This window comes from Ensifer sp. LC11, assembly GCF_001695835.1.
GTDB lineage: Bacteria > Pseudomonadota > Alphaproteobacteria > Rhizobiales > Rhizobiaceae > Ensifer.
The window spans coordinates 1-21397 of record NZ_MBSO01000073.1; the positions used below are offsets into that span (position 1 = coordinate 1).

The 21397-nt window shown below is 62.5% G+C and carries 20 protein-coding genes and 1 pseudogene; 4 read left to right on the forward strand and 17 right to left on the reverse strand.

The annotated features are described in order from the left end of the window. Window positions 1-275: 275 nt before the first annotated feature. The 9 genes from glmM to tolQ all read right to left on the reverse strand — a co-directional run bounded on the left by glmM (window position 276) and on the right by tolQ (window position 11067). Window positions 276-1628, reverse strand: coding sequence for a phosphoglucosamine mutase (gene glmM, locus BBX50_RS28210; RefSeq protein WP_065778605.1), 1353 nt, complete (start codon window positions 1626-1628; stop codon window positions 276-278). A gap of 314 nt (window positions 1629-1942) precedes the next feature. Next, window positions 1943-3886 (reverse strand): ATP-dependent zinc metalloprotease FtsH, encoded by a 1944-nt coding sequence (ftsH, locus tag BBX50_RS28215; protein ID WP_065778606.1) that lies wholly within the window; start codon window positions 3884-3886, stop codon window positions 1943-1945. 100 nt (window positions 3887-3986) lie between these two features. Next, window positions 3987-5303 (reverse strand): tRNA lysidine(34) synthetase TilS, encoded by a 1317-nt coding sequence (gene tilS, locus BBX50_RS28220; protein WP_065778607.1) that lies wholly within the window; start codon window positions 5301-5303, stop codon window positions 3987-3989. A 13-nt stretch (window positions 5304-5316) separates the two neighbouring features. Beyond that, window positions 5317-6348, reverse strand: a complete 1032-nt coding sequence (gene ybgF / locus BBX50_RS28225; RefSeq protein ID WP_065778608.1) for a tol-pal system protein YbgF — start codon at window positions 6346-6348, stop codon at window positions 5317-5319. Between the two features lie 257 nt (window positions 6349-6605). Beyond that, on the reverse strand, window positions 6606-7139 hold the full coding sequence (gene pal / locus BBX50_RS28230; protein ID WP_065778609.1) for a peptidoglycan-associated lipoprotein Pal: 534 nt from the start codon (window positions 7137-7139) through the stop codon (window positions 6606-6608). A 244-nt stretch (window positions 7140-7383) separates the two neighbouring features. Then, window positions 7384-8694 carry a Tol-Pal system beta propeller repeat protein TolB gene (gene tolB, locus BBX50_RS28235; protein WP_065778610.1) on the reverse strand — a complete coding sequence of 437 codons (1311 nt, stop codon included), beginning with the start codon at window positions 8692-8694 and terminating at the stop codon, window positions 7384-7386. A gap of 81 nt (window positions 8695-8775) precedes the next feature. After that, a complete protein-coding gene (locus BBX50_RS28240) occupies window positions 8776-9855 on the reverse strand; it encodes a hypothetical protein (RefSeq protein WP_065778611.1) in 1080 nt (359 codons plus the stop codon). Between the two features lie 9 nt (window positions 9856-9864). Beyond that, on the reverse strand, window positions 9865-10317 hold the full coding sequence (gene tolR / locus BBX50_RS28245; protein ID WP_065778612.1) for a protein TolR: 453 nt from the start codon (window positions 10315-10317) through the stop codon (window positions 9865-9867). 27 nt (window positions 10318-10344) lie between these two features. Continuing rightward, entirely contained in the window at window positions 10345-11067 is a 723-nt protein-coding gene (tolQ, locus tag BBX50_RS28250) for a protein TolQ (RefSeq protein WP_065778613.1), read from the reverse strand. A gap of 546 nt (window positions 11068-11613) precedes the next feature. On the opposite strand from tolQ, the pseudogene ligD reads away from it, so the two are divergent. Continuing rightward, window positions 11614-12507: pseudogene (gene ligD / locus BBX50_RS28255) on the forward strand (non-homologous end-joining DNA ligase); the annotation flags it as partial. Here the strand turns inward: ligD and BBX50_RS28260 are convergent. From BBX50_RS28260 to ybgC, 3 genes are all read right to left on the reverse strand, one after another. Then, on the reverse strand, window positions 12504-13397 hold the full coding sequence (locus tag BBX50_RS28260) for a haloalkane dehalogenase (RefSeq protein WP_065778766.1): 894 nt from the start codon (window positions 13395-13397) through the stop codon (window positions 12504-12506). The pseudogene ligD and the gene BBX50_RS28260 overlap by 4 nt on opposite strands. After that, window positions 13390-13986 (reverse strand): TetR/AcrR family transcriptional regulator, encoded by a 597-nt coding sequence (locus BBX50_RS28265; protein WP_065778614.1) that lies wholly within the window; start codon window positions 13984-13986, stop codon window positions 13390-13392. Before BBX50_RS28265 ends, BBX50_RS28260 begins: the two co-directional genes overlap by 8 nt. A 130-nt stretch (window positions 13987-14116) precedes the next feature. Next, entirely contained in the window at window positions 14117-14572 is a 456-nt protein-coding gene (gene ybgC / locus BBX50_RS28270; protein ID WP_065778767.1) for a tol-pal system-associated acyl-CoA thioesterase, read from the reverse strand. A 126-nt stretch (window positions 14573-14698) separates the two neighbouring features. On the opposite strand from ybgC, the gene BBX50_RS28275 reads away from it, so the two are divergent. Genes BBX50_RS28275 through BBX50_RS28285 form a run of 3 tightly spaced genes read left to right on the forward strand, consistent with a single transcriptional unit; the run spans window position 14699 to window position 17675 of the window. Continuing rightward, window positions 14699-15919 (forward strand): NAD-dependent epimerase/dehydratase family protein, encoded by a 1221-nt coding sequence (locus BBX50_RS28275; protein WP_065778615.1) that lies wholly within the window; start codon window positions 14699-14701, stop codon window positions 15917-15919. Continuing rightward, the gene (locus BBX50_RS28280) at window positions 15916-16776 is read left to right on the forward strand and encodes a glycosyltransferase (RefSeq protein WP_065778616.1); all 861 of its coding nucleotides are present in this window, start codon (window positions 15916-15918) and stop codon (window positions 16774-16776) included. Before BBX50_RS28275 ends, BBX50_RS28280 begins: the two co-directional genes overlap by 4 nt. Beyond that, window positions 16773-17675, forward strand: a complete 903-nt coding sequence (locus tag BBX50_RS28285; protein ID WP_065778617.1) for an NAD(P)-dependent oxidoreductase — start codon at window positions 16773-16775, stop codon at window positions 17673-17675. Before BBX50_RS28280 ends, BBX50_RS28285 begins: the two co-directional genes overlap by 4 nt. A gap of 56 nt (window positions 17676-17731) precedes the next feature. Here BBX50_RS28285 and BBX50_RS28290 read toward each other — a convergent pair whose 3' ends face one another. From BBX50_RS28290 to ruvC, 5 genes are all read right to left on the reverse strand, one after another. After that, window positions 17732-18091 carry a cupin domain-containing protein gene (locus BBX50_RS28290; RefSeq protein WP_065778618.1) on the reverse strand — a complete coding sequence of 120 codons (360 nt, stop codon included), beginning with the start codon at window positions 18089-18091 and terminating at the stop codon, window positions 17732-17734. 11 nt (window positions 18092-18102) lie between these two features. Next, window positions 18103-19005 carry a metallophosphoesterase gene (locus BBX50_RS28295; RefSeq protein ID WP_065778619.1) on the reverse strand — a complete coding sequence of 301 codons (903 nt, stop codon included), beginning with the start codon at window positions 19003-19005 and terminating at the stop codon, window positions 18103-18105. Then, entirely contained in the window at window positions 19006-20046 is a 1041-nt protein-coding gene (ruvB, locus tag BBX50_RS28300) for a Holliday junction branch migration DNA helicase RuvB (RefSeq protein ID WP_065778620.1), read from the reverse strand. A gap of 97 nt (window positions 20047-20143) precedes the next feature. Beyond that, window positions 20144-20761 (reverse strand): Holliday junction branch migration protein RuvA, encoded by a 618-nt coding sequence (ruvA, locus tag BBX50_RS28305; protein WP_065778621.1) that lies wholly within the window; start codon window positions 20759-20761, stop codon window positions 20144-20146. A 67-nt stretch (window positions 20762-20828) separates the two neighbouring features. Further along, window positions 20829-21341: a crossover junction endodeoxyribonuclease RuvC gene (gene ruvC / locus BBX50_RS28310; RefSeq protein ID WP_065778622.1), complete on the reverse strand. Its 513-nt coding sequence runs from the start codon at window positions 21339-21341 to the stop codon at window positions 20829-20831. Between the last annotated feature and the right edge of the window lie 56 nt (window positions 21342-21397).

Genomic DNA, 21397 nt, shown 5'->3' on the forward strand with positions numbered 1-21397 from the left:
ATGAAGCACTTCCGACGCTTCGCCACCCGATACGACCGCAGAACAATCCACTTCGAAGGCTTCGTCTATCTCCTCGCCGCAATGATCTGGCTGCGATGAATGTCGATTCGTCCTAGAGCTGCTTCGGCCCGAAAGCACAAAGGCGTCCGGGTCGGATGGCGGCGCATTGAATGCAGGAGAAATCCTCAGCGCATGGCATTCCCGACGCGCCACCAGGATAAAAAAGAGGCCGGTGCGTCACACCGGCCCTGGAGGGAAATCGATCGTTTCAGGCCTCAGGCGGCATTGCGCACGCTGCCGATGACGTTGACCAGCTCATCGACGATACGCTCGACCTGGCCGCGATCATCGCCTTCCGCCATGACGCGGATGAGCGGCTCGGTGCCTGAGGGGCGGATGAGCAGACGGCCGGACTTGGCAAGTTCGGATTCCGCATCGGCAATCGCCTGGCGCACCGTTGCATCTTCGAGCGGCTTGCCGGCGGAAACACGAACGTTCTTCAAGATCTGCGGTACAGGTTCGAAACGGTGGCACACCTCGCTCACCGCCCTGCCCTGACGCTTGACGACCGCAAGGATCTGCAGCGCCGCCACGAGGCCATCGCCTGTCGTACCGAAATCCGAGAGCACGATGTGGCCCGATTGCTCGCCGCCGACATTCAAGCCGTCCTGGCGCATCTGCTCAACCACGTAACGGTCGCCGACCTTGGTGCGACGCAGGTCGATGCCGCGGCCCTTCAGATAGCGTTCGAGGCCGAGATTGGACATGACGGTGGCGGCAACGGCACCGCCGCGCAGCATCCCGTCTTCCGCCCAGCTATCGGCGATAACGGCCATGAGCTGGTCACCGTCGATGACGGTACCGTTCTCGTCGACGATCAGCACACGATCGGCGTCACCATCGAGCGCGATACCGATGTCGGCCCGCACCTCATGGACCTTCTTCGACAGCGCTGCCGGATGAGTAGAGCCGCAATCGAGATTGATATTTTGCCCGTTCGGTTCCGTTCCGATGGTCACGACTTCCGCGCCCAGTTCCCAAAGCGCGGTCGGCGCCACCTTGTAGGCAGCACCGTTCGCGCAATCGATGGCAATCCGGAGGCCCTGAAGGGTAACATCGCGTGGCAGCGTGCGCTTTGCGTGCTCCAGGTAGCGGTAGATGTCGCCATCCACGCGCTTCGCCCGGCCGATGTCTTCGGATTTTGCCAACTGCCCCGAGAGATCCTGGTCGAGCAGCGCCTCGATCTTCTCTTCGATGTCGTCGGAAAGCTTGTAGCCGTCAGGTCCGAAAAGCTTGATGCCGTTGTCCTGGAAGGGGTTGTGCGAGGCCGAGATCATCACGCCGATATCGGCGCGCAGCGACCGGGTGAGCATGGCAACGCCCGGCGTCGGGATCGGCCCGAGCAGGAAGACGTCGAGGCCAGCCGCGGTAAAGCCCGCCACCATGGCATTTTCGAGCATGTAACCGGAAAGACGCGTGTCCTTGCCGATCACCACGCGGTGACGGTGGGCACCGTTACGAAAGATCGTCCCGACGGCGATACCGACGCGCATCGCCAGATCCGGCGTCATCGGAAACATGTTGGACTGGCCGCGGATACCGTCGGTGCCGAAATACTTACGCTTCATAAGAGCTCCATCGTTCTGCCGGGTCAGCGCTGGCTTTGCCAGCTTCGCCTGTCTGCGTGGTGCGCGACTGGGTTTCATTGACCGGACCTCATTTCATGTCGGCGGTTGCCGTTCGCCTTGGACCCTCGGGCCAACCTTTGGCCTGCGATCGCAAACACATTTGTCTTCTTTGACACAAAAGCGCAGCAAACGGCAGCAAGCCTAGCATCAGAAATCATTACATCCCGTTACCAAATGCCAGCCGCCAATTCACCAACGAAAAGCCGCCGCTCCCGTTAAGGAACGGCGGCTCTTACACATCGCCAAAATGTCGCTTATTGCGGCTGCGGCTCGAACCCGCCTTCGGATTCTTCACCCTTGCTGCCGGGTGCGCCTTCCTTCTTGGCGCCGGCCGAAGGAACAGCCGAGCCACGATGCGGAGGCGTGTCGTCACCAAGGTCGCGCGCCGGCTTCTCGCCGCGGATCAGCGCCTTGATTTCTTCGCCGGTCAGCGTCTCATATTCGAGCAGACCTTCGGCAAGCGCCACGAATTCGTGGTTCTTGTCGGTCAGGATCTTGCGCGCGGTCTCGTAGGCCTCATCGATCAGACGACGGATTTCGTTGTCGATCTTCTGAGCGGTCGCTTCCGACACGTTCTTCTGCTGCGCCACCGAGTGGCCGAGGAAGACTTCCTGCTGGTTCTCGCCGTAGGAAACCTGACCGAGCTGATCGGAGAAGCCCCACTGCGTCACCATCGCACGGGCAAGCTTGGTCGCCTGCTCGATGTCGGAGGATGCGCCTGACGTGATGTTCTCCTTGCCGAAGGTCAGCTCTTCGGCAACCCGGCCGCCCATCATGATAGCGAGCCGCGAGACCATCCACTTATAGCTCATCGAATAGCGGTCGCCTTCCGGCAGCTGCATGACCATTCCGAGTGCGCGACCGCGCGGGATGATCGTCGCCTTGTGCAGCGGATCGGCCGAAGGGACGTTCAGCGCCAGGATGGCGTGACCGGCTTCGTGATAGGCGGTCAGCTTCTTCTCGGCCTCGGTCATCGCCGACGAACGACGCTCAGCACCCATCATGATCTTGTCCTTGGCATCCTCGAATTCGAGCATGGTGACAAGACGCTTGTTGCGACGGGCGGCCATCAGGGCAGCTTCGTTGACAAGGTTCATGAGGTCGGCACCGGAGAAGCCGGGCGTGCCGCGTGCGAGCACCTTGAGGTCAACATTCGGCGCCAGCGGCACGTTGCGTACATGCACCTTGAGGATGCGTTCGCGGCCGTTGATATCCGGGTTCGGCACGACGACCTGGCGGTCGAAGCGGCCCGGACGCAGAAGCGCCGGATCGAGAACGTCAGGACGGTTGGTCGCCGCGATCAGGATGATGCCCTCGTTGGCTTCGAAGCCGTCCATCTCGACCAGCAACTGGTTCAACGTCTGTTCGCGCTCGTCGTTGCCGCCGCCGAGACCGGCGCCACGATGGCGGCCGACGGCGTCGATTTCGTCGATGAAGATGATGCAGGGCGCATTTTTCTTGGCCTGCTCGAACATGTCGCGCACGCGGCTGGCGCCGACGCCGACGAACATTTCGACGAAGTCCGAACCGGAAATGGTGAAGAACGGCACATTGGCTTCGCCGGCAACCGAGCGGGCGAGCAGCGTCTTGCCGGTACCCGGAGGACCGACGAGCAGCACGCCGCGCGGAATGCGTCCGCCCAGGCGCTGGAACTTCTGCGGATCGCGCAGGAATTCGACGATTTCTTCCAGGTCCTGCTTGGCTTCGTCGACACCGGCGACGTCGTCAAAGGTCACGCGGCCATGCGCCTCGGTCAGAAGCTTGGCCTTGGACTTGCCGAAACCCATGGCGCCGCGCGAGCCGCCTTGCATCTGGCGCATGAAGAACAGCCAGACGCCGAGGATCAGAAGCATCGGCAGAAGGGTGCCGATATAGCTGAGGAAGCCGGACGAACCGTCGGTTTCCGGGCGAACCGTGACCGTCACGTCCTTGGCTTCGAGGCGCTCTGTCAGCGCCGTATCAACGGATGGCGCGTAGGTCTGGAACGTTGCGCCGCTTTCGGAATAGCTGCCGATCACTTTCGAGCCGGTGATCACGACTTCCTTGACGCGGCTCGCATCCACGTCCTTGAGGAACTGCGAGAACGGAATCTCGCGCGAGCCGGTGCGCTCCGTCGGCTGCTGGAACATGCTGAACAGCGCGATCAGCAGAAGCGCTATGATTGCCCAAAGGGCAAGATTACGAAAATTAGGGTTCATCGAACTCCCCGGAACCTGTCACGACCCGCGCATTTCGCGGGCCGCTGTCTTGCTCCCTAACATAGGGTTCTGGTGGCGTATTGCCAAGGCAAACCGCCGGCTACCGTTCCATTTCTGTCAATAGATCGTGAACCGGCGGCGGAAGATAACGCTGTCGTCCGAACAATCCGGCGATCCCATCGGCCATGATCCTGTCGAAACCCGGCAAAAAGGTGTCGTAGAGCCCGATCCGCGGCTCCATTGTGGCAGATGCGACATTTTTGCCGTCTTCGGACAGGATTTGCGGAGCCGCGAGCGATGCGCGGCCGGCAACGCCCGGTGGAACGCCTGCGGCAATAAGTCTCTGCTGTTGTGGTCCATGGCCGCCCTCCGCACGCACGAACAGAGGGCTGTTCCCGGTGTTGCGCACCAGGAACCGGCCGTCCCATATCCCGCTCTCGTCGGCCGCCAGTGTCAGCTCCGTCAGCCCCCGCGCCTCGCGATAGAGATAGAGCCCGCTCGCGCGGCGGTCGAAGACGGTTCGCCCGGCCGTCAGCCGTCCGGGTATCGTCCCTTCCAGGAAGCGCGCCAGCCGATCCACAGTCTCTGCCGCAGGCAGATGTGCACGGCCGCCGATCACGCTCGCAAGCGCGAGCAGTGCCCGTTGCTCATCGGCGTCCCGGCATCGGTCCGCCATGACAGGCGAGATCTCCGCCACCAGCCCCGCATGCACCCGCACATGACGGTGAAGCAGCGCGGCAGCGGCCGCCGAGGAACGCGCCCGGGAGCGGGCATCCCAGACACCGGTCCTCACCTCCGGCGCCGACGCCAGCCAGGCCCGTGCGCGTACCCGCTCGAAACGAAGGTTGGCATTGCTCGGATCGTCGAACCAAACCATGCCTTGTTCTGTGAGAAAGGTGCGAATGGATGCGCGATCAACCGTCAGGAAGGGACGCAGCACCCAGAAGCGACGGTCATAAAGGGTGGCTGCCGCCATGCCGGCGATACCGGGCCCCGCACCGCGCTGCGAGCGCATCAGCACCGTCTCGCGCTGATCATCGCGCGTGTGGCCGGTGACGATGCAGCAAGCCTTGAACTGCTCCGCAGCATCCGCCAGCAAGCGATACCGCGCCTCGCGTGCCGCCGCCTGAATGCCGGTTTTGGGCTTCGGCCCATCCCATGTCGCGATGATATGCGGTACGCTCAGGCTCTCGCAGAATGCCGCGACACCACGCGCCTCTTCGGCCGATTCCGACCGCAGTGCATGATCAACGGTACAGGCAGTGAGAGAGAATTCGTTTGGCCTGCTTGCCTCGATCGCCTCGTTGAGGGCGAGAAGCAATCCCTTCGAGTCGCTTCCGCCGGAGACGGCGACAAGAATGCGAGCTGGCCTGTCGAAGGATGAAAGAAATCGTTTTGCCGTTTCGACAACGGCCATCGGCGCTTGAGCCTCAGCAGCCAAAGCGGCTCTGCTCGCTCGTCACCTTTGCCTTTACCGCGGGCGAGGCCTTGGGATAGCGCTTGTTGACCTCGCGCAGCGTCGCGCAGGCCGTTTCCTTGTTGTCGAGCGCACCCAGCGACATGCCGAGCTTCAACAGCATTTCCGGTGCCTTCGGTGATTTGCCGTGGGCCTGATGGGCGTTGAGGAAGGTCTTGGCAGCGTCGCTGTACTTGCCCTGCGAATATTGCGCTTCGCCCAGCCAGAAGCTGGCATCTGCCGCCTTGTCGCCCTTCGGGAACGCCGCCAGATAGTCGCCGAATTCCTGCTCGGCGGTGCTGTAGTCGCCCGAGAGAACATGACCGTAGGCCGACTGGTAGAGATCGCCCGGATTGTCGAGCGACGCGGTCTGCTGGCTGCCAGGGTTGCTGTTCAAGCCGCCGTCGTTGGGCGAACCTGCGCCGGTTTCAACGCCCGGAACAGTGGCATTGGCGCCCGGCTGTGCGTCCGTCGTGGCTGCAACCGGATTGCCGTTCTCGTCGAAAACGATCTGGCCGAGCGTCGTCGGCGCTGCAGAGCCGTTGGCGCCCTGGCTCACGCCCGGCGAAACGCCCGTGGACGCCGTGTCGCCACCTGCCGGCGCCATGGTCTGGCTATCCGTCACCCCCGGGGTGACGGACGCCTGGTCGTTGGTTCTCGGCGTCTGCAGAGCGCCACTCTTCTTCGGGGAGGCCTTGCCGCTTTCCAGATCCTGGAAGCGGAACTCGTTGTCCTCCTGGAACTTCCGGATCTGTTCCTGCATCTGCAGGAGCTGGAAGCTCATTTCTTCGATACGCCCGTTGAGCGAGCGGATCTGTTCTTCAAGCTGGCCAATCCGTGCGGTTTCGACCGACTGCACCTTCACCACAGGCAGGTTCTGCTGTGCCCCGGCGTTGGTTTCGGTCGTTCGGGCCAGCAGCCCTGAAAGCGGCATGGCGTTCGCCGTCTGGCCAAGACCCGCAAGGGTCGCAAGACCGATCAGCCCCGCCACGACAAATTTCTTCATTTCATTTGTCCTGTTCGAATACCGGTTGTCCCACCCTTGATCCGGGGCCCGCAATACATCTCGCCGAGTCAACTGGGTGAATGCCGCACAGTTTTCCAATTACCCTGAAAAAGCAACGGAGTTCGGCCAAAGTGTGGTAAAAAAGCAAAGGGCGGCTGAGAGCCGCCCTTATATTTTAGCAGTCTGTGATTTCAGGAACACTATGCGCCCCCTCGGACCACGTCATGCTTCGGGGCCGAGCAGGCTCGGCCGCGAAGTTACATGCCGGCGCCACCGAGAACGGTAACGGCGCGGCGGTTCTGTGACCAGCACGAGATGTCGTCGCAGACGGCGACCGGCTTTTCCTTGCCGTAGGAGATCGTCTTCATACGGTTCGACGGAACGCCCTGGCTGATGAGGTAATCGCGGGTGGAGGCCGCACGGCGGGCGCCGAGCGCCAGGTTGTATTCGCGCGTGCCGCGTTCGTCGGCGTGGCCTTCGATCGTGATCGCGTAGTTCGGATACTTGGCGAGCCACTGAGCCTGACGGGCAAGCGTCTGCTGCGCGTCGGCACGGATCGAGGTGGAGTCGGTGTCGAAGAAGATGCGGTCGCCGACATTGACGGTGAAGTCCTGCTGCGAGCCCGGCGTTGCAGCACCGGCGCCGCCGAGACCGAGCTCGTTGGCATTGTTCGGCAGGTTCTTCTTCGATGCACAGCCAGCGATGGCAAGTGTCATGACCAGGGCGATCATGACCGGGTTGCGAGCGATGGTCTGCATGCGGCCTACGGCCGGGGTGTCAATTCGGCTCATGCGCCGGTCTCCTTGAGAAGTGTCTGAATTCACGGTTGCCAGACTGTAACCGGAAGCGGTTAATCGCTTTTCAACAGTTATGGTTAACAAATCGATAATTTCGTCTCGGCGCCTGCTAGACCAGCACTTTGCGGCGAGAAAGCGGCATCTCCGCCACATTCCCCGCCGCAAATTGGGTCAGGTTAGAGCGGGATGAGGAAAAGTGTATGCGGTTTTCCGCCCGCATCCCGCTCGTCGTCGTCAACTACTCCAGCAGCGGCGACCAGGCCGGGTCGGATGCAAAGCCCTTCGTCGGGATCGGCTGTTCGTTGTAACCGGAGATATCGATCGAATAGAGCTGCGGTCCGCCGGCACCGGCGTTCTGGCGGAAGAACATCAAGACGCGGCCGTTCGGCGCCCAGGTCGGGCCTTCGTTGTGGAAGCCCGTGGTCAGGATGCGTTCAGCCGAACCGTCGGGCTTCATCACGCCGATCGAGAACTTGCCGCCCGACTGCTTGGTGAAGGCGATGAGGTCGCCGCGCGGAGACCAGACGGGCGTCGAATAGCGACCGTCGCCGAAGGAGATGCGGCGCTGACCGGAGCCGTCAGCACCCATGACGTAGATCTGCTGGCCGCCGCCGCGATCGCTTTCAAAGGCGATCTGGCTGCCGTCGGGCGAATAGGACGGCGCCGTGTCGATCGCTGCCGTGTTGGTGAGGCGCGTCGTGGTCCGCGAGCGCAGGTCCATCGTGTAGATGTTGGCGTTGCCATCCTGCTGCAGGCTCATGATCACGCGCTGGCCGTCCGGGGAGAAGCGCGGCGAGAAGGTCATCCCGGGGAAGTTGCCGACGACTTCGCGCTGTCCGGTTTCGAGCTGCAGCAGATAGACGCGCGGCTGCTGGTTTTCGAACGACATGTAGGTGACTTCCTGGCGGTTCGGCGAGAAACGCGGCGTCAGAACGATGTCGTTGGAATTGGTGAGCGCGCGGGCATTGAAGCCGTCCTGGTCCATGATCGCGAGCTCGCGCTTGCGGGCCGTCTTCGGGCCGCTTTCGGCGACATAGACGACACGGGTGTCGAAGTATCCCTTCTCACCGGTAACGCTTTCATAGATCGCGTCGGCGATGATATGGGCGACACGGCGCCAGTTTTCCGGCTGCGTGAAGAACTGCTGCCCGGTGATCTGCTTCGCGCCGAAGGTATCCCAGAGTCGGAACTCGGCCTTCAGCCTGCCGTCGCCTTCCTGTGTCACGCGACCAGTGACGATCGCCTGCGCGTTGATGACCTTCCAGTCCTCGAACCGCGGCGTCGCATCCGGGTTGCTGATCTTCTCGATGAAAGCACCCTTGTTGATCGGTGCGAACAGGCCCGAACGCTTCAGGTCCGCTGCGACCACGTCGGAGATCTTCTGACCGAGCTCACCCTGCAGGAAGTCGGTAACCGCGATCGGCAAGGGCTCGACCTTGCCCTTGTTGAGCTCGATGACGACTTCTGCGTGCGCCGGTGCCACCGCCACGACGGCGGCTAATATGCCCGCGGCCACCATCAGGGCACGGAAAAGGGAGACCTTGATCATAGAGACAAGCCTTTCAGCTTAAATACGAAGGGTTTGTACGGTTGTCGTTGGCTGTCCGGCATGGTTCCAATCCGGGCAGCTCTAGAGTGCGAATTCCGAGGGGTCGAAGTTCAGCACGAGGGTATTCCATCCTTTTTCGCCATCATATTTTTCAGGTGGCAGGTTTTGCAGGGGAACCGAGCGACGGAGCGCGCGCATGGTGCTGCTTTCGACAGCGCGGCGCGTTCCTTCCGGTCCACCGGTTGCGGTGACCTCAGGTTCGCCGACGATGTTGCCGGTCGGATCGAGCTGCACGCGGATCGTGACGCGAACCTCCGCGACGCCAGTCAAACCGGCGGTCAGTGCCCAATTGCTCTGGATCTGGCCCTTGACGCCATCGATCTCGTTGGCGCTGAGGCCGACGCCGACGGTCTTCTTGCCGCCGAGTGCCGCCTCTTGCTTAGAGCTCTTGGCACCACCGGCCGACGGATCCTGCCGGTTGAGCAGCGCGGCAATCTCATCGGCGTTGAACTTGCTTTCCTCGGTGGACGCCGCCTTCTTCTGTTCCTTCGGCGTCTGCTCGTTCTTGCGATCCGGCGTCTTGGCGCTCTGGGCCGGCTTTTCGACCTTGGGCTTTGCAGCCGGCGTCGGCACCTTTTCGGGCAGCGCTTCGGCTTGCGGGTTCTCCGCCGGCTTTTCTTCGGCTGGCGCCGGATCCGGCTTCGTCTCCGGCTTCACTTCCTGCTTCGGTTCCGGCAGGGCCGCGACTTCGGTCGCAGGCTCGGAAGCGGGTTTGGTCTCCTCGACCTTCTTGATCTCCTGCTCGACCGGATCAGGCGTCGGTTCGGGCTTTTCGTTCTTTTCCGGCGATGCCGTGGCTTCGCTCTTCGACGGCTTGGCGTTCGGCGTCGGCGGTGTCTTCAGGTCGGTGTCGTTGTCGCCGACGTTTTCGGCCGGCTGGTTCGTTTCCGGACGCTTGGTCGGGACCGGCGACGAATGCTCCTTCTTCGGTGCCTTCTTGTCGCCCTGCTGTACCTGCGTCATTTCCGAATAGGGAACGATGTCGACAGGCAAAGCCTCGACGTCGGCGACCTGAAAGTCAGCCGGGCTGCCAAGCGACACCAGCGCCCAGGTCAAGACCATGGCGTGGAGGACAGCAGATGTAGCGAGACTGCCCTTCATCGTGGACGATCACTTTTCCTGTTCTTGCAGCGTGACGAGGCCGAGGTTCTTGAAACCGGCGGCCGAGATGCGGGCCATGACCTTCATGACCGTGCCATAGTCGGCGTTGGTGTCGCCGCGCACATAGATGCGCTCGTTGTAGCCGGTCGTGGCGATCGCCTCGAGCTTCGGCACGACCTCATCGATCGCGATCGGCGTTTCCTGCAGGTAGATCTCGCCGGCCGGATTGACCGAGACAGTGATCGGCTGCGTGTCGGAATTCAGCGCCTTTGCCTGCGTTTCCGGCAGGTCGATTGGCACGCCGACCGTCATCATCGGTGCTGCCACCATGAAAATGATCAGGAGCACGAGCATGACGTCGACGAACGGCGTGACGTTGATCTCGCTCATCACGGCTTTCTTGCCGCCGCGGCGACGACGACCGCCGCCCGAACCCTTGGCTCCGCCAACCGACATACCCATCAGCGTGGTCTCCGTATTCTGTGGCGATTATTGCGCGGCCTGGCGCGGGCTCTGGAGCTTCTCGTCGATCTGACGCGACAGGATCGCGGAGAACTCGTCGGCGAAGGCTTCCATGCGCGCCGAGATCTTGCCGGCATCGGCCGAGAACTTGTTGTAGGCGATAACCGCCGGAATAGCGGCGAGAAGGCCGATCGCGGTGGCGAGCAGCGCTTCGGCGATACCCGGTGCCACGACCGCAAGGTTGGTCGACTTCGAACCGGCGATCGCCTGGAACGAGGTCATGATACCGACGACGGTGCCGAAGAGGCCGATGAACGGGGCGGCCGAGCCGATGGTCGCGAGCGAACCGAGGCGGGCCTCCAGCGATTCCGATTCCCGGGCGAGCGTCACGTCCATGGCGCGGTCGATACGCATCTGCAGGCCGATCGGCGAGCGGGCACCACGCTCGAAGCTCTTCTTCCATTCCCGCATGGCGGAAACGAAGATCGCTCCCATACCGGCCGTCTGCCGGTCGGCAAGCGTGCGGTAGAGCTCTTCGAGCGACTGGCCGGACCAGAACACCTGCTCGAAGCTGTCGAGCTGGCGGCGAACGCGGCCATAGTTCAGCGTCTTGTCGACGACGATCGCCCAGGTCCAGACGGAGGCTGCGACCAGCCCCAGCATGACCAGCTTCACGACGAAGCCCGCTTGCATGAATAGCGACCAGAGGCTCACATCGTGCGTCGCCGCGGCCAATCCAACCTGTTCCATCGTCTTCAGTCCCCGAATCCAAACACCCGGCAAGAGCGGTTCATGCTCGTGACCGGGTAGCCCAAACGTCCTGTTTGCAAGAATGCCCGGCACCGCCGCAGATCGCACCATCGCGACCTTTATTAGCTTTAGGTTGCCTTCTTGCCGTCAATTTTGGTCAAAGGATGACGTGCACTGCACAAATCCTGATGCGGTGATTAAGACACCATTATGGTTAAGAGACCGTTACTGCGGTGTGTCTTTGCAGTATCACCTGGCAAGCGGAACTTACCCGAGCCCGACACGTTTCTTTAGCCACGGCCCGATCCACGACCAAACGTTGCGGCAAGGCGTCGTTCTCGCGGTATCGTGCCCTTGAAGCCACGGCCGTGCCGATCTCCGAGCCGACCAGAAGGCCGTGGTTGTGAAAACGCGTTGCGGGTGATTAGGATGACCGAATCCGGAAATGCTTCCACCAACCGTGGCAACGGCAAGCGAGCCGCCAAGACGGCCGAGGCCCCGGGCGCAACACGCGCGAAGACGCGTCCAGCCGCTTCCGAAGAGATCGTTTCCGGCATCAAGATCACACATCCCGAGCGGATCCTGTTCGAGGAACCGGGCATCAGCAAACTGGATCTTGCCCGCTATTATGCGGCGGTCGCCGATCACATGCTGCCCTATGCGGCCGGGCACCTCCTGTCGCTCGTCCGCGCGCCCCAAGGGCTGAAAGGCCCACGTTTCTACCAGAAGCACGCCGGTGATGGCTTTCCCGAGGAGATCCGGGAAGTCCCCGTCAAAGAGGGCTCTGGCGAAACCGAAAACTACATGTACCTGCACGATGCCAAGGGATTGGTCGCCGCGGTGCAGATGGGCGCGCTGGAGTTCCACATCTGGGGTTCGCGGCTCGATGCGCTTGAAACGCCCGACCGGCTCGTCTTTGACCTCGACCCCGACGAGGGGCTTGATTTCGCGATCGTCAAGACGGCGGCGACGGCCTTGAGGGACGCGCTCTCGGCCCTCGGGCTGAAGTCGGTGCCGATGGTCACCGGTGGCAAGGGCGTCCATGTGATCGTGCCGCTCGCTGCCCGTGCGACCTGGCCGCAAGCCAAGACATTCGCAAAAGCCTTTGCGCAGGGTTTCGCCGAACGCGAGCCGGACAGGTTCGTCGCCACCATGGCGAAGGAGAAGCGCAAGGGGCTCATCTTCATCGACTGGCTGAGAAACGAACGCGGCGCCACCGCGATCGCCCCCTACTCGACCCGCGCCCGATCAGGCGGACCAGTCGCCACGCCTGTCAGCTGGGACGAGCTTTCGGACCTTGAAGCCGCAAACAGCTTCCATATACCCGGCATTCTCGAACGCATCGGGCCCGGCGAGGACCCCTGGCAGGATATGGCCGGAACCAGACAATCGCTGACCGCGGCGATGCTGGACAAGCTCGGGGTGAAAGAGGCCGGCTAGGCCGCCTCCACGCGCTGCAGATCCTCGATCCAGGCGCGCACGGAAATCCCGATTGCGTCAGGGTGATCCTCCTGCAGATAGTGCGCTCCGGCTCCGAGTTTCACCAAACGGCAGTGCGTCAGCGCGCCAGCATAGGCTTCCGCTTCGGCCGGCGAGATCAAGGCACCGGGATCGCCAGAAAACAACAGCTTCGGATAGCGTGAGGCACGAAGGACCGCGTGGTCGGCGGTGCTGATCGCATGGAGCCCGCTTGGCGCACCCTCGATCGGCAGCTCGCGCGGCAGGCGGAGCACCGGGCGACGCGAGGGCGGATCTGGAAACGGCGCTCGATAGGCGGCCATTTCCTCATCGGTCAGCCCGCGCAGGATCGCATTCGGCACCACCCGCTCGATGAACACGTTCTCCTCCAGGATCAGCCGCTCGCCAACGCCAGGGGTCCGGAACGCCTTAAACAGTTCGCGCGCCTGCGGTTTTTGGTGGAATCTCTCATAGGTTTCGGCCGGCCGGATGTATTCCATGAAGGCGAGCCCCAGCACCTGCTCCGGGTGCCGTGCTGCAAGGTGGAACGCGAGCGCCGTTCCCCAGTCCTGCGCGACCAGGAAGAGAGGGCCAGGCGCGACCTTTTCGATAAAGGCTTCGAGATAGCGGAACTGGTCGAGGAAGGAATAGTCGATATCGGGCTTGGCCGAATGGCCATAACCGATCAGATCCGGCGCCACACAGCGCCCGACCGAGGCCACATGGGGCAGGATGTTGCGCCAGATATAGGACGACGTCGGATTGCCGTGCAGGAACAGAACCGTCGGGCCCGCGCCTTGATCGACATAGGCCATCGACGATCCGAGCACGTCGACGAATGACTTGCCCGCTGCAAATGCCTCTTCACGCATGCCTTCCTCCATCAAATACGGTTGAAAAAACGATCCTTCTGAATGTCGAAAGCGGCGCCGGACTACGGTCGACCTTCATGCGCAGCATCGCACCCTGCCAGGCGCTGAGCAGGAAATCGGCAAGCTCGGCCGCCGAACCGACTGCCGCGATCTCACCCTTCTCCAGCCCTTCGGCGATGCAAGCCTCGAACGGGCCGCGCCAGATCTCAAACAGCCGCGACAGGTGCGCGCGCAGTCGTTCATTGTCGAACGAGGCTTCGAGGCTGAGATTGCCGATCATGCAGCCGCGGCTGTAGTCGGCCTCGGCAAGCTTGCCGGTGATGAGATCGATATAGCGACGCAGGCGATCGACCGGCCGCACGCTTCTGTCGCCAAGCGCCTCTTCGACGAGACCCGAGACATAGGCGAAATAGCGGTCGAGCACCTCGATGACGAAGTCTTCCTTCGAGGCGAAATGGTTGGTGAAGGACCCCGGCCGAGCGCCCGCAGCCTCAACGATGTCGCGCACGCCGGTGCCGGCGTAGCCTGTGTTCCATACGAGCTGATCGCCCGCCTTGAGAAGATTTTCGCGTATCGATTTTCTGGACATGGCGAAATAATACGTACGTACGTATTATTGTCAATTGACAAACCGACACGCGGGCCGGAAGCGGTCCGGGCAAAGAAAAACGCCCCGCAAAGGGGCGTTCGGGACAGATGACCGCGGTGTGGCGATGCGCCTAGCCGGCGCTTTCTTTCGCATGCTGGAACTTGTAGGCCAACGCCTCCGGCAGCCTGCGCGGCCGGCCCTGGCCGTTGATCACGGCGATGATCACCTTCGCAGCGATCAGCAATTGCTCTCCGCGGCGGATCTCCTGCTGCAGCACCATCTTGGCGCCGCCGGCTTTTTCCGTGACCGTGGTGATCGTCAGGACATCGTCCATGCGCGCCGGCGCCTTGAAGTCGATCTCCATGCGATGCACGACGAAGACGAGGCCTTCGCTGTCCCCTTCGATCGCCAGCGTCGCCTGTTCGACGCCGAGCAGGCGGAGAAAATCGGTTCGGGCACGTTCCATGAAGTGCAGGTAGCGGGCGTGATAGACAACGCCGGAAAAGTCGGTGTCTTCGTAATAGACGCGCTGGATCAGTCGGTGGCCGTTTTCGGTCAGTTCGCCTGCGAGCGAAATCTGGGACATGCTTTTCTCCGCAAGAATATCCCGTTTCCTGTGCAGGAACAAAAAGCCATTTGCAAGCATTGCAGCGTTGTCACAATCCTATCCTATCACGTGACGGACTTCCTTCCCTCGATCAGGAGAACGTGCATGAAGATTGCAATTCTCGGCGGCGACGGTTTCGTCGGCTGGCCCACGGCCCTTCACCTGTCCGATGCCGGCCACGACGTTCACATCCTCGACAATCTCTCCCGCCGGTGGATCGATACGGAGCTCGGCGTGCAATCGCTGACGCCGATGGACTCGATCCAGGAACGCACCCGCATCTGGCATGCCGAAACCGGTCGCCGCATCCATTTCAACCTGATCGATCTTGCCCGCGATTACGAGCTCCTGAAGAACTGGCTGGCGGAGCATCGCCCGGATGCCATCGTGCATTTCGCCGAACAGCGCGCCGCGCCCTATTCGATGAAGAGCGACCGTCACAAGAACTACACGGTCAACAACAACGTCAACGCCACGCACAATCTGTTGAATGCGCTGGTCGAACTCGGGCTCGATGCGCATCTCGTGCATCTCGGCACCATGGGCGTCTACGGCTATTCGACCATCGGCGCCGCGATCCCCGAGGGCTATCTGCCTGTTGGTATCGAGACGATGGACGGCGAAACCGTCAGCCAGGAGATCCTCTATCCGTCCAATCCCGGCTCGATCTACCACATGACCAAGTGCCTGGATCAGCTGCTCTTCCAGTTCTATGCGAAGAACGATGGGCTCCGGATCACCGACCTGCACCAGGGCATAGTCTGGGGCACCCACACCGAGCAGACGCGGCGCCACCCTCAGCTGATCAACCGCTTCGACTATGACGGCGACTATGGCACGGTCTTGAACCGCTTCCTCATCCAGGCGGCGATCGGCTACCCGCTGACCGTGCACGGCACCGGCGGCCAGACGCGCGCCTTCATCCACATCCAGGATTCGGTCCGCTGCATCGAGCTTGCACTCGAGAACCCGCCGGCCCGCGGCAGCCGCGTCGAGATCTTCAACCAGATGACCGAGACCCATCGGGTACGCGACCTCGCCGAGATGATCGCCGCGATTTCCGGCTCGCAGATCGCCTGGCTGCCAAACCCCCGCAAGGAAGCGGCAGAGAACGATCTCGTGGTACACAACGAGAAATTCTTGGGCCTCGGCCTCAACCCGACGCGTCTGCAAGACGGACTGCTGTCGGAAATCGTCGATGTCGCGAAGAAATTCGCCTATCGTGTCGATCGTACGCGCGTGCCTGCGGTCTCCGCCTGGACCAAGGATATCGCGCCGCTCATCAACCACGATCCCGAGGGCAAGCGGCTGAAATCCGTTTCATGACATCGAACGATCCTTCGGAGGGGCTCAGCCCCTCCTCGCCTCCGTCTGCCGACCATGCCTTCGTGACACTCGTCACCAATGCCGACTATGCGCTCGGCGCCCGTGCGCTCGCGCGCTCCGTTCGTCTCACCGGCACCGAGGCCGATATCGTCGTGCTGCATACCGGCGGCGTTTCGCTCGAAGCTCTGGCACCGCTGGCCGAATTCGGCTGCCGCCTGGCCGAGACCGACCTCTTGCCGCTCTCCGATGCCTTCAACGCGCGCCATCAACGCCGGAACGTGCATGAGAAGGCGCCCTTCACCAAGGGCCGCAAGCCGGACTTTCACTCACCGCTCGATAACTTCTGCAAGCTCAGGCTCTGGCAACTGACCGAGTACCGGCGCTGCGTCTTCATCGACGCCGACGCGATCGTGCTCAGGAACATCGACCGGCTGTTTGCCTATCCGGAATTCTCGGCAGCCCCCAACGTTTATGAAAGCCTCGCGGACTTTCACCGGCTGAATTCCGGCGTCTTCGTCGCCCGGCCGTCGTTGGAGACGTTTGGGCGCATGCTCGAGCAGCTCGACGCGCCGGACGCCTTCTGGCCGCGCACCGACCAGACCTTCCTGCAGACCTTCTTCCCCGACTGGCACGGCCTGCCGGTGACCATGAACATGCTGCAATACGTCTGGTTCAACCTGCCCGAGCTCTGGGACTGGCGCGCGATCGGCGTGCTGCACTATCAGTACGAAAAGCCCTGGGAGAAGGATCACCCACGCGCTAGAGCCCTGCGGCCGCTGATCGACCTCTGGTTCGCCTATCTCACCGGAGAGAACATCCCAGACATCGCGTCGCTGGCCAATCCGGTGCGGCCATGAGCCGTGTGCTGGTTGCCGGCGGCGCCGGCTTTGTCGGCCGCTTCATCGTCGAGCATCTGATCGAGCATGGCTACGATGTCATCATCGGCGGCCGCCGCCCTCCTGACCCCGGATTCTTCACAGTCGATCTCCCCTTCGTACCGCTGCTTCTCGATCCGGACCGCGACCAGACCGCCGCATTCGATGGTATTGATCGCTTCGTCCATGCCGCATTCGAGCATGTCGAAGGCAAGTACCGCGGCGGTGAAGGCGACGATCCGGAGGGCTTTAATCGCGCCAACGTCGAAGGATCCATACGCCTGTTCGAAATGGCACGCAGTGCAGGCGTCAGGCGCTGTGTGTTTCTATCGAGCCGCGCCGTCTACGGCAGCCGGCTCTCCGGAAGCATCGACGAGACGTCACCGCCCGATCCCGACACGCTTTACGGTGAGGTGAAGGTCGCGGCCGAAGATCGGCTGCACGCGCTTGCGACCGCAGAATTCGTGACCGCGAGCCTGCGCGTCACCGGCGTTTACGGCGCAGCCGGCCCCGGGAGGCGGCACAAATGGGCCGAGCTTTTTTCGACCTACCTCGATGGAAGACCAATCCAGCCCCGGCTCGGAACGGAGGTCCATGGCGACGATGTTGGCGCCGCCGTACGGCTTATGCTCGAAGCGGATGCGGACACGGTAAGCGGCGCGGACTTCAACGTCTCCGACCTGCTGCTCGATACGAGACAAATCCTGGCGCTCGTACAGGCGCTGACGGGATGTCCGCATCGACTGCCGGAGGTCGCCTCGACGGAGGGCTATCTGGTCATGTCAACTGACAGGCTGCGCGCCCTCGGCTGGCAACCGGGCGGCACGGCACGGCTGAAGACAACGATTCGGGATTTGCTGGCAGACATCGGCCCTGTCTGAAGCGGAGGGTAGTTTGCCGGACCTCAGCGCTCAATGACGCTACCCTCCAGTGCGCTTCATCCGAGGTGACCAATGGCATCCATCACGAGCAACGTGACACGGCCTCGGCAGCGCGCGCGATGCTCCGTGTTCGGGTGCACTGCGATCATGTCCCCTGATTGAAGGGTGTAACGTGTGACGATGCCTTCCGAACCACCCTCGCGAACATCGATTTCGAGTTCGCCGGAAAGGACGATGAAGAACTCGTCGCTTCCGTCATGGACATGCCATCCGGCCTCCGCATCCTGCATGATCCTGTAGCGAACTTTGTTGCCGTTGAATTCCAGGAGATCATGGCTCTGCCATCGCCCCTCTATCGGCTGATCGAACTGAACCGTGCTCGCGTGCGTTACCCACGCCTCATTATCGTGGGGCACTTTTTCTCCATCTAGCCGAGATCAATGACCACGATTTCGGGCGGCACGCCGAAACGAACTGGCGCGAGCGAGCAGCCAAGGCCGCCCGACACGATCAGATTGCAATCGTTCTCGACCATATGGCCATAGGCGTAGCGGTCGCCGAAGCGCGAGGGCACCACCGGCGCATAACCGAGAAACCGCACCTGGCCGCCGTGAGTGTGGCCCGATAACGTCAATGCCACCCGCGACGGAACGCGCGGAAAAACGTCCGGTTCGTGCGCCAGCAGGATCACCGGATCGGTATCGCTGACCTGCGCCAGCGTACCCTCGAGATCGTCGAGACCGCTCATGCGCTTGCGCTGCCACTTCTTGCCGGGCACCAGGGCGAGCTGATCTTCAAGACCGGCAATCCAGAAGCCTTGACCTTCCTTCTCGAGTCGCACCGCCCGGTTGCTGTAGACGTTGATTCCGACGTCCTGGAGCGCCTTATGCCCGAAGGTCGGGCCGCCGCCATTCTTCTGCGCGGTCCTGTCTTCCCACCAGTCGTGATTGCCCATGACCGCATGTACGCCGAGCGGCGCCGTCAGTGTCGCCAGCGCCTGCGACCATTCACTGGAATGCACGTAGCGGGTGACCAGGTTCATGCCGGCCACATAGTCGCCGAGCAGCAGCGTGATGTCACCGCCAAGACTGTTGGCCTGCCGGCAGATCGAAGCGATGCGGCTCGCCGGCATCCAGGGCTCGCAGGCATGGATGTCCGTCAGGACGACGGCACGAAGCTTCAGCCCCGGCGTCCAATTGGGCGGCGTCAGCTTGTAACGGGTCACGTTCAGCCGTGCCAGCGGCTCGACAGCGAAGGCGTAGCCGCCGAGTGCCGCCATGCTGGCGATGCCGCCGCCGATCATCTTCAACAATCCGCGGCGTGTGATCATCTATTCGTCCTCGAGCGTCAGACGGAACTGCGCCGCCTCGACTTCCTTGGGTGGATTGAGACCGATATGTTTCCAGGCATTGGCGGTCAAAATGCGGCCGCGCGGCGTGCGCTGGATGAAGCCCTGCTGGATCAGATAGGGCTCGATGATGTCTTCGATCGCGTCGCGCGGCTCGGAAAGCCCGGCGGCGATGGTCTCGATACCAACCGGTCCACCGCCAAAATTCTGCGCGATCATGAAGAGGTAGCGGCGGTCGAGCTGGTCGAGCCCCATATTGTCGACGAGCAGCCGCGTCAGCGCCTCGTCGGCGATCTCTCGGGTCACGGCTTCGGCGCGTGCCACTTCGGCGAAGTCGCGCACCCGGCGCAGAAGTCGGCCGGCGATGCGCGGCGTCCCGCGGGCGCGGCGCGCAATCTCGCGCGCACCGTCATCGGTCATGCCGAGGCCCATCAGTCGAGCACCACGCCGCACGATCGATTCCAGCTCATCGACCGTGTAGAAATTGAGCCGCACCGGAATGCCGAAGCGGTCGCGAAGTGGTGTCGTCAGCAGGCCGAGACGGGTCGTCGCCGCCACCAGCGTGAACTTGGAGAGATCGATCTTGACCGAACGGGCCGCCGGCCCCTCGCCGATGATCAGGTCGAGCTGGAAATCTTCCATCGCCGGATAGAGGATTTCTTCGACCGCCGGATTGAGCCGGTGGATTTCGTCGATGAAGAGCACGTCGCGCTCTTCGAGATTGGTGAGAAGAGCGGCGAGATCGCCGGCCTTGGCAATGACCGGGCCGGAGGTCGAGCGGAAATTGACGCCGAGTTCCTTGGCCATGATCTGCGCGAGCGTCGTCTTGCCGAGGCCCGGCGGACCGACGAACAGCACGTGGTCGAGCGCCTCGCCGCGGTTCTTGGCCGCTTCGATGAAGATCTTGAGGTTGGCGCGTGCTTCCGCCTGGCCGGTGAAGTCGTCCAGCGTCTGCGGCCGCATGGTCGCGTCGAGGTCTTCACCACGCTTTTCCGGCGCTATCAGGCGTGCGGCGTCAGTCATGCATTCGTTTCCAATCGATCGGGCAGCTGCTCGCTGCAGCCCGTCATCATGCCGGGCACTTTGCGTTCTGCCCTGCAGGCCCGATCAACGCAAGCCGTCATCGCGCCAGTTCCTTCAGGCCAAGTCGAATGAGCTTGGCGCTGTCGCCGCCTTCACCGCCATTCTTCAGCGCAGCCGCAACGGCGTTTGCCGCCTGGTCACGCGAGTAGCCAAGGTTGGTGAGCGCCGAAACCGCATCGGAGACCGGTGCGGAGGCCACACCTTCGCCAAGTTCCTGCTTGAGGCCGATCGTGGCCGACATCTCACCGGCAAAGGACGGCGCCTTGTTCTTCAGTTCGGTGACGATGCGCACCGCCACCTTGGGCCCGACACCCGGGGCGCGCGAGACCGAGGTCTTGTCCTGCAGCGCGATGGCATTTGCGAGTTCGCCCGGTGTCAGGGTCGAAAGCACGCCAAGCGCCACCTTCGAGCCGACCCCTTGCACGCTCTGCAGCAGCCGGAACCATTCCCGTTCCAGTGCCGAGAGAAAGCCAAACAGCTTCAGCTGGTCCTCGCGCACATAGGTCTCGATGAAGAGTATCGCCGCCTCGCCTGCCGAACCGAGCCTGGACAGGGTGCGTGCCGAGCAGAAGGCAACGTAGCCGACGCCATGTACATCAAGCACGACGTGATCCTCGCCAATCTCGTCGATGGTACCCTTCAGTTTGCCGATCATATGGCGTCTCTCGCGGTGGGTTCGGGATGGTCGATCAGACCATCGGAAAAAATGTGGTCGGGCGCAACTACGCCATCAAAGCGGCAAGCCGGCTCGTCACCGATTGCCGGTTGTGGGCATGGCAGATGGCGATCGCCAACGCGTCCGCCGCATCGTTGCCCTTGAACTCGACTTTCGGCATCAGGACCTTCAGCATCATGTGAATCTGCTGCTTCTCGCCATGCCCGACGCCGATCACTGCCTTCTTGACGGCGTTCGGCGCGTATTCGGCAACCCTCAGGCCGGCACGTGCCGGCACCAGCATGGCGATGCCGCGTGCCTGGCCGAGCTTGAGTGTCGCCGTAGCATCCTTGTTGACGAAGGTCTGCTCGACCGCCGCCTCGTGTGGCTGGTAGCTGTGCACGACCTCGGCAAGGCCGTCATGCAGCTGGCAGAGCCGCGAGGCGAGATCCATCTCGCCGTCGGAGGTCACCGTGCCGGAGGCAACGAAGCGCAGTGAATTGCCGAGCGTCTCGATGATGCCCCAACCGGTACGGCGCAGGCCCGGATCGATGCCGATGATGCGAATCGTGTTCTGCATGGATTTCACCCTATGTCTCCAGCCCGGACGCTGCCAGCAAAAAGTGAACAAAACAA

What these genes read in the sequence shown, in the direction of transcription:
- ruvA (WP_065778621.1), bottom strand. Translation starts at nt 20,761, where the DNA reads ATGATCGGCAAACTGAAGGGTACCATCGACGAGATTGGCGAGGATCAC.
- BBX50_RS28295 (WP_065778619.1), bottom strand. Translation starts at nt 19,005, where the DNA reads ATGATCACACGCCGCGGATTGTTGAAGATGATCGGCGGCGGCATCGCC.
- BBX50_RS28275 (WP_065778615.1), top strand. Translation starts at nt 14,699, where the DNA reads ATGAAGATTGCAATTCTCGGCGGCGACGGTTTCGTCGGCTGGCCCACG.
- pal (WP_065778609.1), bottom strand. Translation starts at nt 7,139, where the DNA reads ATGAGCCGAATTGACACCCCGGCCGTAGGCCGCATGCAGACCATCGCT.
- BBX50_RS28260 (WP_065778766.1), bottom strand. Translation starts at nt 13,397, where the DNA reads ATGCGTGAAGAGGCATTTGCAGCGGGCAAGTCATTCGTCGACGTGCTC.
- tilS (WP_065778607.1), bottom strand. Translation starts at nt 5,303, where the DNA reads ATGGCCGTTGTCGAAACGGCAAAACGATTTCTTTCATCCTTCGACAGG.
- tolR (WP_065778612.1), bottom strand. Translation starts at nt 10,317, where the DNA reads ATGGGTATGTCGGTTGGCGGAGCCAAGGGTTCGGGCGGCGGTCGTCGT.
- tolQ (WP_065778613.1), bottom strand. Translation starts at nt 11,067, where the DNA reads ATGGAACAGGTTGGATTGGCCGCGGCGACGCACGATGTGAGCCTCTGG.
- ybgC (WP_065778767.1), bottom strand. Translation starts at nt 14,572, where the DNA reads ATGTCCCAGATTTCGCTCGCAGGCGAACTGACCGAAAACGGCCACCGA.
- glmM (WP_065778605.1), bottom strand. Translation starts at nt 1,628, where the DNA reads ATGAAGCGTAAGTATTTCGGCACCGACGGTATCCGCGGCCAGTCCAAC.
- BBX50_RS28280 (WP_065778616.1), top strand. Translation starts at nt 15,916, where the DNA reads ATGACATCGAACGATCCTTCGGAGGGGCTCAGCCCCTCCTCGCCTCCG.
- BBX50_RS28240 (WP_065778611.1), bottom strand. Translation starts at nt 9,855, where the DNA reads ATGAAGGGCAGTCTCGCTACATCTGCTGTCCTCCACGCCATGGTCTTG.
- ruvC (WP_065778622.1), bottom strand. Translation starts at nt 21,341, where the DNA reads ATGCAGAACACGATTCGCATCATCGGCATCGATCCGGGCCTGCGCCGT.
- ruvB (WP_065778620.1), bottom strand. Translation starts at nt 20,046, where the DNA reads ATGACTGACGCCGCACGCCTGATAGCGCCGGAAAAGCGTGGTGAAGAC.
- ybgF (WP_065778608.1), bottom strand. Translation starts at nt 6,348, where the DNA reads ATGAAGAAATTTGTCGTGGCGGGGCTGATCGGTCTTGCGACCCTTGCG.
- ftsH (WP_065778606.1), bottom strand. Translation starts at nt 3,886, where the DNA reads ATGAACCCTAATTTTCGTAATCTTGCCCTTTGGGCAATCATAGCGCTT.
- BBX50_RS28265 (WP_065778614.1), bottom strand. Translation starts at nt 13,986, where the DNA reads ATGTCCAGAAAATCGATACGCGAAAATCTTCTCAAGGCGGGCGATCAG.
- tolB (WP_065778610.1), bottom strand. Translation starts at nt 8,694, where the DNA reads ATGATCAAGGTCTCCCTTTTCCGTGCCCTGATGGTGGCCGCGGGCATA.
- BBX50_RS28285 (WP_065778617.1), top strand. Translation starts at nt 16,773, where the DNA reads ATGAGCCGTGTGCTGGTTGCCGGCGGCGCCGGCTTTGTCGGCCGCTTC.